This is a genomic window from Streptomyces sp. NPDC085931, assembly GCF_044540565.1.
GTDB lineage: Bacteria > Actinomycetota > Actinomycetes > Streptomycetales > Streptomycetaceae > Streptomyces.
In genome coordinates this window covers 254,973-269,750 of the sequence record NZ_JBITSK010000003.1, presented here as the reverse complement: position 1 = coordinate 269,750, position 14,778 = coordinate 254,973, and the positions used below count along the sequence as shown (strand labels likewise).

The window sequence follows — 14,778 nt, the reverse complement described above, 5'->3', positions numbered from 1 at the left end:
GGGCCGCTCCGCCCCGCCCTCACCGCCGTTCGGCGAGCACCGTCTCCAGAGCGGCGACGTGTCGCGCCTCCGCTTCCTTGCGTACCGCGGCGAAACGGCGGTCGACGAGCAGGACCGGAAGGATCCACGACAGGCCCCAGGCGCTGTAGGAGTCGATGACGCCGCTCTGCCGCAGGGCCGTGTTGGTGAGGAAACACAGGATGCCGCTGATGGTCCACGCGGCCGTGCGGTGCCGCCCCAGGAAGCGCATGGGCGCATTCCACGGTCCGGACAGCGCCTCCAGGGTCGCCGCACGTACGACGGAGTCGCGGTCCACCGTGTTCACGGTTTCCGTGGCCGTACCGGCACCTCGGCGGAGATCGTCGGCGAGGGTTCGCGCCTGCGCTTCGGTGTCGCGGCCCGCGACCGCACGGGCCGCCGCCCGCATCCGCAACTCGTCCCAGTAGCCGCGGCGGGCCCAGCGCTCGGCACCGGCGAGCCGGTCGGCTTCGGCGGACCGTGGTGCGAGTTCCTTCAGGCGTCCGGAGAGGGTGACGGCCTGCGCGGCCCGGCCGGGGTACTCGAAGGAGTCCGCGCGCAGGCACAGTTCGGCGTAGCCGGCCAGAAGACCGAGGTGGTCGGGGTCGAGAGCGAGCCCGGCCCGGAAGGCCTCCTCGGCGGCGTCGTCATGGTCGTCGTCGTCCTCGGCGGCATGTCCGAGGGCCAGCCAGCAGTACAGGTCGGGGTGAGGGCCGAGCCGGCCCAGGCCCTCCTGGGCGGCGCGCCGCACGGCCGCGTGTCCTCCGGCCACGAACAGCTGCTCGCAACGCCGTTGGTAGTCATCGATCGTCGTCATGCGGGCTCCCCCCGATCACAGCCGCCCGACGCTGACGGGGCGGACACCTGTGCGGCCTGATCTTCGCAGGCCGCGGATCGCCCCTGGCTCCAGGGGGGGCGGGCCGGCCGGGGGGAGCGGGAACGGGGCGCCACCGGCCGCCGGATCGCAGGCAGGGAGCGTCCACGTGTCCGGGGCGGCGCCGAGTGTTGACGGGTACATGTCCGCTCAGTTTAATCAGGGCTTAACTTAAGGCAGTTGCATGCCATTGAGGGTGAGCTCCCCCCACAGAGAGGTCATGCCATGACCCTGCTCCTCAGACTTCCGTTCCTGCGTGGTACGCCCCCTGCCCGGCGGCGTCCGGGCGCCGCGACAGCCGTCCTGCTCCTGGCCCTCGCCCTGGTCGCCGGTCTCGGCCTCGCCTCACCGGCCGTGGCGGCGGGGGAGCGGGTCGACGTCTGGCTCACCACGACATCGGACTCCGCGGGCCGCAATGTCACCCGCGGACTCGCGCAGCAGGCCGCCGTGAACTTCGGCCCCACCGGCGGCAGCGCCGACCAGACCATCAACGTCGACGAGACCACCACGTACCAGCAGTTCGAAGGGGGCGGCGCGTCCATCACGGACACCACCGCCCACCTGCTGCGGGGCGGCGCGATCAGCGCGTCGACCCGGGACGCCGTGATGCGCCGCCTGTTCTCGCCCACCGAGGGCATCGGCCTGTCCTTCGTCCGCAACCCCATCGGCGCCTCGGACCTGTCCCGGCCCGGCCACGTCTCCCTCGACGACACCTGCTGCGACCTCAGCGACTTCGGTGCCAACGGCTACGACACCCATGTCCGCCTGCTGACCGCCCAGGCCAAACAGCTCAACCCCGCCCTTCGCGTCAAGGGCGTTCCGTGGAGCGCGCCGGGCTGGATGAAGGACAACGGCCGGATGGACCAGATGGGCTGGCTCAAGTGGGAGTACTACCCCATGTACGCCCAGTACCTGGTGAAGTACATCCAGAGCTACCAGGCGGCCGGCGTGGACATCGACTACATCTCCGTGCAGAACGAGCCGAACTGCTGTCAGGCGAGCAACCCCACCGCCATGGACTACCCGGGCATGAGCTGGAACGCCTCCGGGCTCATCGAGTTCACGAAGAATCACGTGTACCCGGCCTTCCGCGCGGCCGGCATCGACACCAAGGTCCTGGTCCACGACTGGAACTACGGGGACTACCCCGCCATCGGGGCCCCCATCCTGGCGGACGCCGGTGTGCGCAACGACCCCCTCTTCGGCGGCATCGCCTGGCACGGCTACTCCGGAGACCCCGCCGTGGGCAGCCAGGTGCACGACCAGTACCCGAACGTGCGCCAGTTCAGCACCGAGCACTCCGGCGGCACCTGGATCGGCAACCAGCACAACGAGGACCTGGCGGACATCATCAACTACGCGCGCAACTGGAGCGGCAGCCTGGTCAAGTGGAGTCTGGCCCTGAACCAGAACATGGGCCCGCACAACGGCGGTTGCGGCACCTGCACGGGCCTGATCACGGTCCAGGAGGGCGGTCCGCGCGCGGGACAGGTGGACTACACCGTCGAGTACTACACCACCGGCCACCTGACCAAGTTCGTCCGGCCCGGCGCCCACCGGATCGCCTCCACCGCGGGCACCACCGTGCCCAACGTCGCGTGGCGCAACCCGGACGGCTCCAAGGCGCTGATCGCGCACAACGGCAGCACGTCGGCCCGGTCCGTCCGGGTCGACTGGGGCTCCCAGTCGTTCCACTACACGCTCCCCGCCCGCACGACCGCCACCTTCACCTGGTCCGGCACACCGTCGGGCAACCCGGGCGGCGCCTCGGGCGCCCTCGTGGGACTCGCCGGAAAGTGCCTGGACGTCGCGGGCGGCAGCAGCGCCGACGGCACGGCCGTGCAGCTGTACACGTGCAACGGCTCATCGGCCCAGCGCTGGACGGTCGGTTCGGACGGTACGGTCCGGGCGCTCGGCAAGTGCCTCGACGTCAGCGGAGCCTCGACGGCCGACGGCTCCAGGGTGCAGCTCTACACCTGCAACGGCACCTCCGCGCAACGGTGGTCGTACAACTCCGCCACCCACGACGTGGTCAACACCGGAGCGGACAAGTGCCTCGACGTGACGGGCAACAACTCCGCCGACGGTACTCCCGCCCAGATCTGGACGTGCACCGGCGGCGCGAACCAGAAGTGGACGCTGAACACGGGCTGACCCGGCCGGCCGGGCCCTCCGGGGCCCGGCCGCACCGCGCCCCCGCCGGCCGGCCGGGTCGTGCCGCCCCGCGTCACCGGTGAGCGTGACGGTCGCGCTGGGCCTCGTACAGGTTGCGGGGGCGCACCACGTCGGCCGTGCCGTACAGCTCCAGACGGCTGTGCAGGTCACCGGCGAAGTCGGGGACGTCGATCTGGTCGAACTCACGGACCTCGTTGATGCCGACGGTCGCCGAGAACGGGGCCAGGCCGTCGATCTTCATCAGGCCCGCGCGTCCGTTGGTGACGCGGATGTTCCAGTGGGCGAACCGGGCGCCGAAGAGCGGACCGGCACTGGCGTCACCACCGTGGCGGCCGTTGTTGTTCACAGTGATGTCGGTGCGGACGTTGGCGAACGGCATGCCGCGGTGGCTGTCGAAGGTTCCCATCCGCATGTCCCCGCGCGACCAGACGTTGTACGAGGACAGGCCCTCCACGTTGATGCCGTGCAGCTGGGTGCCGGCCGGAGCCGGGGTGGTGCGCTCCTCGATGGTGAAGTCCTCGATCAGGTTGTCGTGCGAGCCCTCGCGGCAGAAGTACGGGTGGTGGGTGCCTCGCCCCGTGACCCGGGTGCGGCGCAGAGTGCAGGCGGAGGCGGCCACCAGACCGAAGCCGTTGTCGGTGTGCCGGACCGTCACGTCGTCCACCCAGCAGTCGTACGCGCACTGCAGGACGACGCCGTTGTGACCCGCATCGAGCAGGTGGGGCCGCTGGGGAGTCTCCACCGCCTCCAGGGTCAGGCCCTCGACACCCGCACCGGTCAACTCCGGTACGTGCGTGGTGAACCGGGGATCCCACTCGGGGCGCACGTCGAGCGGGAGGGGGCGCTCCAGCGTCACCCTGCGGCCCGTGACGCGGGTGACGCGGACGGGCCACTCGTACGGGACGTAGGACAGCAGCTTGGTCTTGTCGCTCCACGTGTAGGCGACGGCGCCGGGACCGTCGCCCGCCATGTGGCGCAGCAGGGTGTGCCCGGCGTCGTCGGAGAGGCGCAGCAGCACCAGCGCACCGGGACGCAGACCGGCCGGGTCGGTGACCGTGACCGTCCGATCACCCCTGCGGGCGGCCTCCAGCGCGGTGAGCGTACGCCACTCGTCGCGCCGGTTGCCGGTCCAGCCCTCGAACGGCCACGACCGCGCTCTGATCGCCTCGGTCAGCGACGCGAACCGGGCTTCGGGGGCCAGCCAGATGAGGCCGCCCGCCCAGGACCAGGACGACTTGTCCCCGCCGTACCGGGAGCCGTACGGGCCGATGAGTTCGGTGAGGTTCTTCGTCGCGTACAGCGTCGTGCGGTCGCTGCCGGCGCCCCGCAGGACGACGTGCGAATGGCCGAGGCGTACCAGGCCGTCGATGCGGAAGGTGCCGGGCGGGAGGGTCACCGTGCCGCCACCGGCCCGGCCGGCGGCGGCGATGGCGCGGTTGATCGCCGGGGCGCAGTCGGTCCGGCCGTCCGCCACGGCGCCGAAGTCGCGGACGTCGGCGACCACCGGCCGGCGGGGAAGCCGCCGCGCACCGCCACCGCAGCCCGCCCGTCCGACGAACGGGATCTGGGCGTGCCGGTACGGATCCCGCGTGAACTCGTCCCACAGCTGCGGCACCTGTGCGGAGGTGGCCGGGGCGGCGAACGCGGTTGCGCTTCCCGCCGCGGCGACGGCGGCCACGGCCGCGGCGCTGCCGAGCAGCGCGCGCCTGCTGATCCCGGGGGTGCTGCCGTCCTCGTTGCCTTCCATGTCGCGTCCCTCCTGCTTTTCCGTGCGGCGGCCATGCGGCCGGCAGGGGCCGCGGCCCGACGCTCCCGCGGCCGTTCACCGGTCGACTGAGTGTCATGAGCCTGGCATGACGGGGGAGGGGTGTACACCCACGTGCATGGGGTCTATGTACATGAACGTCACGAGGGGCATGGGTGGGAAACGGTCCGCGCGCGGTCAGGAGAAAACCGCAGGGCCGGGCCGGTGCAGGGCGTGGCGGGGACCGGGGCACCGCTCACCGGGCCCGAGCGGTCTCCGGACCGGACCGCCCCTCGCGGAGTCGCACGACCCGCCTCGGCGAGGAGAGTGCGGGAGTCAGGCGGAGCGCGCCGGCGGCTCCACCGGCTCGTCGAGACGGGCCGTGCGCACGGGGCGGAACTCCACGGCCACGACCCCGTCGACGTCACGGCACATGTCCTCCAGGACGGGCACCGCGGTGCGGGCCAGGTGCCCGCTGAGCACGACATGGCCGTGCGTCACGTCCACCTGCACGGCGGAGGGCGCCTCCCCCAGGGCCTTGACGAGGACCTCCTCGACGATCTCCCGGCGGATCGCCTGGTCCGCCCGCAGGAACACCCGCAGCAGATCGCTCCTGCTCACCACCCCGATCAGGCGGCCGTCGTCATCGACGACGAGGAGCCGCTTGACCCCGTGCCGTGACATCACGCGGGCCGCGTCGACCACACTCCAGTCCTCCCGCGCGCACAGCGCCGGTGACGTCATCAGCCCCGCCGCGTCGGTGGCTCCCGCCTTGGCCGGCTGCGACAGCCCGGCGACCCCGTCTGCCGGCCCGCCCTGCAGCTTGTGCAGAAGATCGGCCTCCGACACCACACCCACCGGCCGATCCTGCTCGTCGATCACGGGCACCGCGGTGATGTCGTACTCCTGCAGCAGATGGGCGATCTCCTTGAACGGCGTACCGCCCTGGACCCGCACGACCGCGTCGCTCATCACGTCGCGCACCTTGAGGTGGCTCATCGAGTATGCCTCCATCTCCTTCCTCGAACTTAGCCGGACGAGGGGTCGGCGGGGCATAAGGCCGACGTTGCGTCGAGTGAAGGCTCACCCACCGTACGAACCCGTCAGCCGAGACGGGACAGCCTGTCGGTGAACGTGGGCTCCGCGACCTGGCGGCGTACCGTCACCGGGACCGACGGTGCTTGCGGCCCGCTGCCCACCGTCAGCGTGCCGATCTCGGTCCCGGCCTTCGCGGCGCGGGGAAGCGCCCCGCCGGGGCCCGTCAGGACGGCCCTCAGCTTTTGCCCGGGCACACCGATGACCGTGAGGTCCTTCGCGGCGATCACCGGTGTGCGCCGGCCGAAGCCGTTGTCCAGGTGCCCGACCACCTCGCCCTCGGACACGACGGTCACCGACCGCAGACCCGAGCGGACGGCCGCGACGACCTTCTCGCTGTTGGACTTCACCAGCTCCAGGCTCTTCGTGGCATTGGGGTCGGGCCCGTCGACCCGCTGCCCCATCATCGAGCCGAGGATCAACGGAGTTCGCGAACCGACGGTCTTGTACGCGGCCCACACCAGTGTGCCGCCCGCCGGAGTGCTGGAACCGGTCTTGATGCCCTTGATGCTCAACCCGGCCAGCAACAGGCTGTCGTTGTTGTTGTACAACGGCTCGGGCAGGCCCTTGATCGTGGCGTTCGGCATGGCGACGATCGCCCGGAACACGTCGGACTTCATGACCGCCTCGGCCAGTTTCAGCTGGTCGACGGCCGTGCTGACGGTTTTGGGGTCCAGCCCGCTCGGGTCCGTGTAGGTGGTGTCGTCCATGCCCAGCTCCTCGGCGGCCGCGTTCATCTTGGCGACGAAAGCCGCTGTCGAGTCACCGCCGCCGTCCCAACGGGCCAGCAGCCGGGCCGCGTTGTTGCCGGACGGGATCATCAGCATCTTCAGCATGTCCTGCTGGCTGAACGTGGCTTCCGCGGTCAGACCCTCGATCCGGGACTCGTGCTTGGCCTTCCCCTCTTCGACGGCCTTGGCGTCCACCGTGATCCGCGGCCCCTCCTCGCCCTTCTTGAGGGGATGCTCCTTGAGGATGACGTACGCGGTCATGATCTTCGCGACGCTGGCCGTCGGTACCGGCTTCTGCTCACCGAACACCGCGATCTCGCCACTGCCGGGAATGCGCACGGCTCCCTGCCCGTGATCCGGCCAGGGAATCTCGAAACTGCCCGGCAGCACGTACGAGGTCCGCGCAGCACCGAGTGCGGGATCCGGCAGGGGCCGCAGGGCCTGTGCGCCGATGAACACCACCGCGAGCAGCAGGAGGACCGGCGTCCAGATCCTGATCCGCCGTACGAGCGTCCGTGTGGGGGTCTCGGGGGGAGGGGGAGTGTTGGTGAGGCGCGCGAGCAGGTCGAGCGGGGGGAGCGGGGCTTCTCGCGTCTGCTCCGGCTCCGTGTCGACGCGGCGCACTTCCGGCGAAGGTGCGGGTGCGGGTGCGGGTGCGGGTGCGGGAAGGGGAGCGGCTTCCTGGGAGGACTCGGAGGACTCGGAGGGCACCTCGGGGACGGGGACGACCTGGTCCTCGTCCCGGTCGTGATCCGACTCCTGGTCCGAATCCTGATCCGAGTTCTGATCCGAGTCCGAATCCTCGGTCTCGTCCGCATCGTCGCCGGAATCCGAGTCGGTGTCACCGCGACCACTTCGTCGGCCCTCGGCGCGGACTCCTGTTCCTCCTCCGGATCGGAGTCCTGCTCCCCCTCTGGCGCGGAGTCCTCCGTGTCAGAGCCGGTCTCCTCCTGCTCTGCTTCCGGAGCCGGAGCCTGCGCGGCGTCAACATCAGCGTCGCTGTCGCCGTCAGCGTCAGCGTCAGCGTCAGCATCGGCCTCGGCCTCGGCCTCGGCGTCCGCGTCGGCGGGATTGCCGCCGGCGCCCTCCGGCGCCCCCTCTGAACTGTCCGCCCGCCCCTCTCGCCCGCTGTCCGAAGGCTCCTCGCCTTCCGGCTCCTGGGCGGACGTCTCATCAACCGGTACCGCGTTCATCGTTCGGCCCTCTTACCCGCGTCTGACCATGTCGCGTACTGAGATGACCGAGGAGGTGCGAAAGTTGCTCACTCGGCGGGCTCGGCGATCAGTGCCGTCGCCACGGAGCGGAATCCGAGTCGGGCGTAGATGCGGGCGACATCGTCGCTGCCCGCGGACAGGAAGACGGTCGTAGCGCCTCGTGACCGGGCATCGGCCACCAGGACCGCGGTGACCGCCTGCGCGAGCCCTCGGCGTCGCGCGGTCGGCAGGGTGCCCACTCCCACGATCTCGGTGACCGCGCCCACGGGTTGGTGCTGACCGGCGCACAGGGCGAGTCCACCCTCAGCCGCGGCGGCGACGAACGTCAGCCCGGCCTCGATGCGTGCCACAACCCGTTCCACCGATCCGTCGCCGGTACCGCCGAGCACCGCCTCGCGAAGTTCCGCCGGACCGGCCGCACCGACCCCGGTGCCGGGCTCGGCGAACGCCAGCTGCGGAACGGCCAGCGCGCTCGGCAGGAGGGGATCACCGGATCCGAGCATCCGCACGACGACGCCGTCGGACCTCTCTGGCACGGCGGGAGCCGGCCCAGCGGGGTCGAGCACCATCAGGGGGTGCTCGTGCACCGCCAGCCCCGCCTCCTCGACTGCGGCCCGCAGTGCGGGCGTGGTCTCCGCCACCCACTCGAAACTCTCCGGGACACCCAGCTCCCGCTGTCTGGCGCGGACCCGGTGCACATCGGCGGCACTCACCGCTCCGGGCCACCCCGGGGTCGGCCGTGCATAGAAGGGCCACCCCTGCCCGTCGCGTACGAACAGGGTCAGCGGCCCGAAGTCCTCGACCCGGGCGCCCGTGCGGGGAACCGCGTCGTAGTACTGCTCGAGGAGGTTCAGCAGCGCACGACGATCACCATCACCCACAAGATCCTCAGACATCACGCCGAGCATCCAAGCAAGAACCCGAAGCCCACGGCCACCGCATTACCGGGAAGCCTCGTCGGGCAGGCGCATCAGGTCGAGCAGTGTGTCCAGCTCGGCCAACTGCTCGGGGCCGAAGGCGTCGAAGACATGCCGTAGGGCCTGTCGGCCCGCCTGCTCGGCGACGGTGAGTGCCTCGTGTCCCTTCTCCGTCAGGGAGACCGCCTTGCGGCGTCGGTCGGCGGGGTCGGCGGTGCGGGTGACCAGACGGAGGCGTTCGAGCGCCTCGACGGTCTGCGTGACCGAGCGCGGTGCCTGACCGAGTGCTTCCGCGAGTTCGGCCTGGTGCATGGCGCCGTCGCGCGCGAGCAGCTGGAGCAGTTTCGTGCGGGACAGGGACAGTCCGGCAGCGGCCATGTGCTGGTCGACCGCGCTCCTCGTCCGGTAGGCGACGGTCAGGAATCGAAGTCCCAGGTCGGCCGCGTCGGTCCCGTTCGGTGCTGTGTCGCGCTCGTTCATGGCATCGAGTATGGTCGCACCCAGAGAACGTGAGGTACCTCAGGAAATGTGGAAACGGAGTGGCGATGGCTCGGCCTCTTGCTGTGATCACTGGTGCGACCTCCGGACTGGGCCGGATCACCGCCCTCGACCTGGCGCGGCGCGGCTACCGGCTGGGTGTCGTGGCGCGCTCCGAGGCCAAGGCGGCGGCGTTGCTGGAGGACCTGAAGCAGGTGACGGACGGCGTCCGGGCCGATGTCTTCCTGGCCGACCTCGCCCTGCTGGCGGAGGCCCGTCGGGTGGGCAGGGAGATCGCCGCGCGGTACGGCAGGCTGGACGTACTGGTCAACAACGCGGGTCTGCACGCCTTCTCCCAGCGCGTCACGGCCGAGGGCCTGGCGGAGATGACGGTGGTGAACCATCTCGCACCCTTCACGCTGACCCAAGAGCTGACCGGCGTGCTGCTGGCGTCGGGCGCCGGACGGATCGTGAACGTGGCCTCGGAGGCGGCTCGGCAGGCGGACGGCATCACCCCGGCGACGGACCTGCGCGACACCGCCCCCTACACGCGGCGTGAGTCCATGGCCCGGTACGGGCGGACGAAGCTGATGACCATCATGTGGACGCAGGAGCTGGCACGGCGCCTGGATCCCGGGCTCGTCACGGTCAACTGCTGCGACCCGGGCTTCAACGTCACCGGCCTGGGGCGGGACCTGCCGGGCTCCGCCGTACTGGAGCGTGTGCTGAAACTGCTCCGAGTGGGGGATCCGCGCAAGGGCGCCGGGATCATCGTGCGTCTGGCGACCGACCCGGCCTTCGCCCGGACCAGCGGCGGCTACTTCTCGGTACGTGACGCCGCACCGCTGCCGTGTCCCGAGGCAGGGCGTGACGAGCGGATCCAGCGAGAACTGTGGACACAGTCCTCGTCCCTCCTCCACGACATCCTGCCGCTGCCCTGACCGTCCCTCCGACGAAGTGGCCCGTGAAGAAGGCCCGCACATGGAGCGCATGGCGCGGCCATCGGTGTGGCGTGCGTCAGGTCGTCCGGGTCTCCTCGGCATGAACGGCCGTGATGTCGGTCCGCTGGTGCGGGACGCCGCCGTGACGGCGGTTGCGGCGGGCGTAATCCTCCAGTGCCGCCCACAGGTCCCGTCGGTCGAAGTCGGGCCACAGAGTGTCGGTGAAGTGCAGTTCGGCGTAGGCGGCCTGCCACGGCAGGAAGTTGGAGACGCGCTGCTCCCCGCCGGTGCGGATCAGCAGGTCCACGTCGGGCAGGTCGGGCTGATGCAGGTAGCGGGCGAAGGCACGCTCGGAGAGACGGGACGGCGTGACGCGTCCGGCGACCGCGTCCACGGCGAACCTCGCGGCCGCCTCCGTGAGTTCGGCACGGCCGCCGTAGTTGACGCACACCGTGAGGTTCAGTCCGGTCCGCGTGTGCGTCTCGCGTTCCAGCGCGCTCAGGGCCGCGGCGAGTTCGGGCGGTACGCCCGCCGCGACTCCGGCCCAGCGGACGCGCACATCCATGGAAGCGACGGCGAGGCCCCTGTCGTCCGGGGCGGCGAAGGAGCCGGTGAGCAACTCCATGAGCACGTTCAGTTCGTCCACGGAGCGCTTCCAGTTCTCGGTGGAGAGCATGTAGACCGTCAGGTGGCCGAGCCCGATCTCCAGGGCACCGTGAACCACGTCCGTCAGCGCGTCGGCCAGGCCTGCGCGGTGGCCTTCCGAGCGGGGGAGGCCCCGGTCGGTGGCCCAACGTCCGTTGCCGTCCATGATGATCGCCACATGCCTGGGCAAGCCGTCGGCCGGCAGCTGTGGCGGCCGGACCCCGGAGGGATGCGGTGCGGGTGGCCGGGGCGGCGACGACCGGGGCCTGGTGCCGGGGGCGGGGTCCGGCGGCGGTGTGGCAGCGCTCGTCGGTGCGTCCGGGGCCGGGGCGTGATGGCCGAGGGACACCGGGCACAGGCTCCACGCCAGCGCGGCCCGGGTCCGGGCGGGGAGCATGACGCGCGCCCGGGCGAGGCGGGACAGTGCCGGCCGGCCGGGCCGCAGGGGGTTGCGGGCCCGGCGGATTCCGTCCAGGCGGGCCTTGCACAGCGCGGTGACCGTCTGCAGACCGACGCTGAGAGCCGGGTGCAGTCCGCCCGACAGGGGCGCCGTCGTGGTGAACCAGCGCTCGGCCCGCAGGGCCAGTTCCCTGACCATGGTCAGTACGGCGGGTGTGCACCGGCCCGCGAGGAGGTCCCCGGCACGCACACCGAACTCGTCGAGCGCTTCGGCCGGCAGCATGACGCGCCGTTGGGCGGCGTCCTGGCCGAGGTCTTCGAGGGTGTCGGTGAGGCTGAACGCGTCGAGCCACAACTGCCAGGTGCGCAGCTCGACACCTTTCACGTGGTAGGGGACGGGGGCGGCCGGGCCTTGGACGGCCACCAGGTTGCGCAGGGTGTCCGTCCACCCGTTCAGGTCGAAATGCCCCAACCGGACCGGGACGGACATCCCTGCCCCGTTGAGCACCAGGGCGCCCTGCATGACGTACACGGCGTTGACCGATTGCGAGTAGCTGCTCCACTCGTCCCAGGTGGCGAACCGGCGCCCCTGGATGTCCTGGTGATGGGCGGCCAGGACGCGGTGCCAGCCGGCGGCGGGGAGGTTCCACTGGTGCAGGGTGTGCACGACGGCGCACCGCACCGGGTCGCCGCTGGTCCCCTGACGGAGGTCCTCCTCCAGGTCGGCCACCCACTGCTTCAGCCGGGCCGCGCGGTCCTCCGGATCGTCCGGGCCGGTGTCGGCGAGGTCGTCGGTGACGCGTCCGCAGGCGTACAGGGACCACATCGCGGGCCGCAGCGCGGGCACCATCAGCTGGGAGACGGCGTATTCGGTGCCGCCGGCCTGCCGGGTGATCCGGCGGCAGGCCTCGTAGGCGGCGATCAGCTGACGGTCGCGGATGCCGGCCTTGCGGTAGACCGAGAACAACGGTGGCTCCTTGGATGCGGGGGGTGTGCGGGCACGCTGCGGCGTCCGCACGGGGACGGGGCGGCAGGCGGGGACGGCTCGCAGGGGCGGCGGCCGGAGACCCCTCAGGCTCGGGGGCCGGAGGCGGTGGGTGCGCGGGGTGCGGAGGCCGGAGGGGGCGGGGTCCAGGAGAAGGCCAGGCAGCCGCCGAGCACACCGAACATGGTGCCGAGCAGCAGTCCGCCGAGGTTGCAGGTGATCAGAGCCAGCACGGCCAGGCCGACGGCGGCGACTCCGGCGACGCCGTGCAGCAGGGGAAAGCGCAGCGCGACCAGGCCGCACAGCGCCAGCGGCAGGCTGACGCCGAGACCGGTGCTGGCGGCCACGCCGGGTTGCAGCAGGGCCATCGGAGTGCCCAGGAGCGGAAGGGCGATCATCCAGGTGCCGCCGGTGATGATCAGCAGGGCCGAGCCGCACGGCCGGGTGCTGCTCCAGGCGGCGAGCCGACGCCGCGCGGCCGGTCCCGGGCGGCGGGAGCGGGGCGTGGTCAGAAGCATTCGTGTTCTCCCGGCAGCAGGCGCATGCTCATGTCCTTGAGGTGGAAGGAGCCCGCCGTTCCGCGCCAGCCGGTGAACTTCGGTCCGATCACGACCACACGGTCCGTGCTCGCTTCCATGCCGCCGGGATTGTCGCGGTGCGGACCGGTGGCCTGGGCAAGGACGTCGCCGAACCGGATGTCTCCGCTGAGCTGGTCGCTGTGGACGACCAGGCCGGTCGCGCGCACCGGCTCATCGGTGCCGGCCTTCACCCGCAGCGTGATCTCACCCAGCGGAGTCGGGACCAGGACGCTGACACACAGGTTGCGCAGCTCGGCCTGCTGGGCGCTCACCACGACGACCGGATGCATCGCGCCGCCGGGTTCGGTGTTGACGCCGGGCAGCGCGGCGAACCCCCGTCCCGACAGCCGGTCGCCGGAGACCTTGAAGGCGCGGCCCGACGCACTCGCCGAGGCGGCCACGGCTCCCTGTGCGACCAGGGCGAGCACAGCCGTGGTGGCGAGCGCGGAGGGTGCGAGCAGCAGCCAGAAGCGCCGCCAGCGACGTCTTCCGGTTCCGGGGGGAAGAGTTGATACGCCGACGGCATCGTGGTGTGTGCTCACGATCATCAGAACGCCGTGTCCCGCGGCCTGTTACGGCCGTGACGCACAGTTGACCTTCACGGGTGACCGGCCCTTCGTCCTCGGGGGTGGCAGGTCATCGGCAGCCGGCCCGGGGAGATGACGATGCGGGCGCGCGGGCGGTAGCGGTGGCCCGGCACGGCGCGCAACTGCCAGCGGGCGGCGATCGTGGCCACGGCGGTGAGGAGCTGGCTCATCGTCCAGGTCTCGCCGATGCACTTGCGCACCCCGGCGCCGAAGGGGATGTCGGCGCAGCGCGGCAGCGCCTTCACGCGGTCGGGCTGCCAGCGGTCGGGGTCGAAGCGCAGCGGGTCGCGATGGACATCGGGATGGCGGTGCAACGCGTACGTGCAGTAGGCGAGTTCCGTTCCGGCGGGGAGTTCGGCCCCGCCCAGGCGCACCGGGACGAGGGTGCGCCGGCCGAGCATCCAGGGAGCGGGATGCAGCCGCAGGGTCTCCTTGACGACCTGGCGGGTGTAGACGAGCGCGGGCAGGTCGCCGGCCTGCACGGGCCGGCCCTGCAGGACCGAGTCGATCTCCTCGTGCAGCCGCCGCTCGACGGCTGGATGCCGGGCGAGTTCGTGGAGGACGTGGGGCAGGACGTCCTTGAGGGCGTGGGTCGCGGACCAGAGCAGGAACAGGGTGTCGGCGATGATCTGCCGGTCGTCCAGCGGTTCGCCGGTGTCGGTGTAGCGGGCGTGCAGCAGCTGTGCGACGACAGCGTCGTCCGTCGCGCCGTGCCTGCGGTGGTGGGCGACGGACTCTGTCACGCCGGCGCGCAGGCTGTTCAGGGCGCGCCGGAACCCGCCGGTCCCGGGGACGTGCCGCAGCGGGGCGAGCTGCGGCAGGGCGAGACGCCAGTACATGCCCGCGGTGGTGCGGGAACTCATCCGGGCGAGGGCGGACGTCACCCGGTCGAGCGCCGGTGTGTTCCCGCACACGGCACGGGCGTTGACGAGGTAGGCGAGGCGGGCCATCTCCCGGTCGACCCGGATCGTCGAGCCGGGGGCCCAGTGGGCGCAGGCATCGTGCACGGCGCGGCGGACCTGTGGTGTGCGGGCGGTGATCCGCTGCGGATGGAAGGCCGGCTGCACGGCACGGCGGTGCCGCATGTGCGAAGTGAAGAGCGTCAATCCGTCGAACGCCACGTCCATCACCAGGCTGACGCCGAACTGGGAGCCGATCCCCGCGGTGATCCGGGCCTGCGAGTAGTCGCGCGCGTCGGTCACCAGGACCTGGTGGAGCAGTTCCGGCGAGTTGACCACGTAGACATCGGGTGTGAGAACAGGGCCCCGCAACCGCACCAACGGACCGAGGGCGTGCAGAGACCCCATGAAACCCAGGGGATCCCGCAGGAGTGCGAAGCCGTGCCCCAGCAGGGGCACGGCGCCCGGAGCGACCGGGACGGCGGAGGCAGACACGGGA

At 71.5% G+C, this 14,778-nt stretch carries 12 protein-coding genes; 2 read left to right on the top strand and 10 right to left on the bottom strand.

Annotated elements, in window-relative coordinates; genetic code table 11:
* Positions 1 to 19: 19 nt before the first annotated feature.
* Positions 20 to 835: a hypothetical protein gene (locus ACIGAN_RS07300; protein ID WP_399855748.1), complete on the bottom strand. Its 816-nt coding sequence runs from the start codon at positions 833 to 835 to the stop codon at positions 20 to 22.
* Positions 836 to 1,117: 282 nt separating this feature from the next.
* Here ACIGAN_RS07300 and ACIGAN_RS07295 point away from each other — a divergent pair, with 282 nt between their 5' ends.
* Positions 1,118 to 3,046, top strand: coding sequence for a ricin-type beta-trefoil lectin domain protein (locus ACIGAN_RS07295; protein WP_399855746.1), 1,929 nt, complete (start codon positions 1,118 to 1,120; stop codon positions 3,044 to 3,046).
* A 73-nt stretch (positions 3,047 to 3,119) separates the two neighbouring features.
* Here the strand turns inward: ACIGAN_RS07295 and ACIGAN_RS07290 are convergent, their stop codons facing one another.
* From ACIGAN_RS07290 to ACIGAN_RS07270, 5 genes are all read right to left on the bottom strand, one after another.
* Positions 3,120 to 4,814 (bottom strand): glycosyl hydrolase family 28-related protein, encoded by a 1,695-nt coding sequence (locus ACIGAN_RS07290; protein ID WP_399855743.1) that lies wholly within the window; start codon positions 4,812 to 4,814, stop codon positions 3,120 to 3,122.
* A gap of 333 nt (positions 4,815 to 5,147) precedes the next feature.
* Positions 5,148 to 5,810, bottom strand: a complete 663-nt coding sequence (locus tag ACIGAN_RS07285; RefSeq protein ID WP_399855742.1) for a CBS domain-containing protein — start codon at positions 5,808 to 5,810, stop codon at positions 5,148 to 5,150.
* Between the two features lie 104 nt (positions 5,811 to 5,914).
* Positions 5,915 to 7,261: a D-alanyl-D-alanine carboxypeptidase family protein gene (locus tag ACIGAN_RS07280; RefSeq protein WP_399855740.1), complete on the bottom strand. Its 1,347-nt coding sequence runs from the start codon at positions 7,259 to 7,261 to the stop codon at positions 5,915 to 5,917.
* Between the two features lie 637 nt (positions 7,262 to 7,898).
* Positions 7,899 to 8,747, bottom strand: a complete 849-nt coding sequence (locus tag ACIGAN_RS07275; protein WP_399855738.1) for a GNAT family N-acetyltransferase — start codon at positions 8,745 to 8,747, stop codon at positions 7,899 to 7,901.
* Between the two features lie 45 nt (positions 8,748 to 8,792).
* Positions 8,793 to 9,248, bottom strand: coding sequence for a MarR family winged helix-turn-helix transcriptional regulator (locus ACIGAN_RS07270; protein ID WP_399855735.1), 456 nt, complete (start codon positions 9,246 to 9,248; stop codon positions 8,793 to 8,795).
* 83 nt (positions 9,249 to 9,331) lie between these two features.
* On the opposite strand from ACIGAN_RS07270, the gene ACIGAN_RS07265 reads away from it, so the two are divergent.
* Positions 9,332 to 10,186 (top strand): SDR family NAD(P)-dependent oxidoreductase, encoded by an 855-nt coding sequence (locus tag ACIGAN_RS07265; RefSeq protein WP_399855732.1) that lies wholly within the window; start codon positions 9,332 to 9,334, stop codon positions 10,184 to 10,186.
* A 76-nt stretch (positions 10,187 to 10,262) separates the two neighbouring features.
* On the opposite strand, the gene uppS is transcribed toward ACIGAN_RS07265, so the two are convergent.
* The 4 genes from uppS to ACIGAN_RS07245 all read right to left on the bottom strand — a co-directional run bounded on the left by uppS (position 10,263) and on the right by ACIGAN_RS07245 (position 14,738).
* Positions 10,263 to 12,197, bottom strand: a complete 1,935-nt coding sequence (uppS, locus tag ACIGAN_RS07260; RefSeq protein WP_399855731.1) for a polyprenyl diphosphate synthase — start codon at positions 12,195 to 12,197, stop codon at positions 10,263 to 10,265.
* Positions 12,198 to 12,301: 104 nt separating this feature from the next.
* Positions 12,302 to 12,733: a DUF6114 domain-containing protein gene (locus ACIGAN_RS07255; RefSeq protein ID WP_399855728.1), complete on the bottom strand. Its 432-nt coding sequence runs from the start codon at positions 12,731 to 12,733 to the stop codon at positions 12,302 to 12,304.
* Positions 12,724 to 13,335: a DUF6230 family protein gene (locus tag ACIGAN_RS07250; protein ID WP_399855724.1), complete on the bottom strand. Its 612-nt coding sequence runs from the start codon at positions 13,333 to 13,335 to the stop codon at positions 12,724 to 12,726. Before ACIGAN_RS07250 ends, ACIGAN_RS07255 begins: the two co-directional genes overlap by 10 nt.
* Positions 13,336 to 13,391: 56 nt before the next feature.
* Positions 13,392 to 14,738: a cytochrome P450 gene (locus ACIGAN_RS07245; RefSeq protein WP_399856227.1), complete on the bottom strand. Its 1,347-nt coding sequence runs from the start codon at positions 14,736 to 14,738 to the stop codon at positions 13,392 to 13,394.
* Positions 14,739 to 14,778 lie beyond the last annotated feature (40 nt).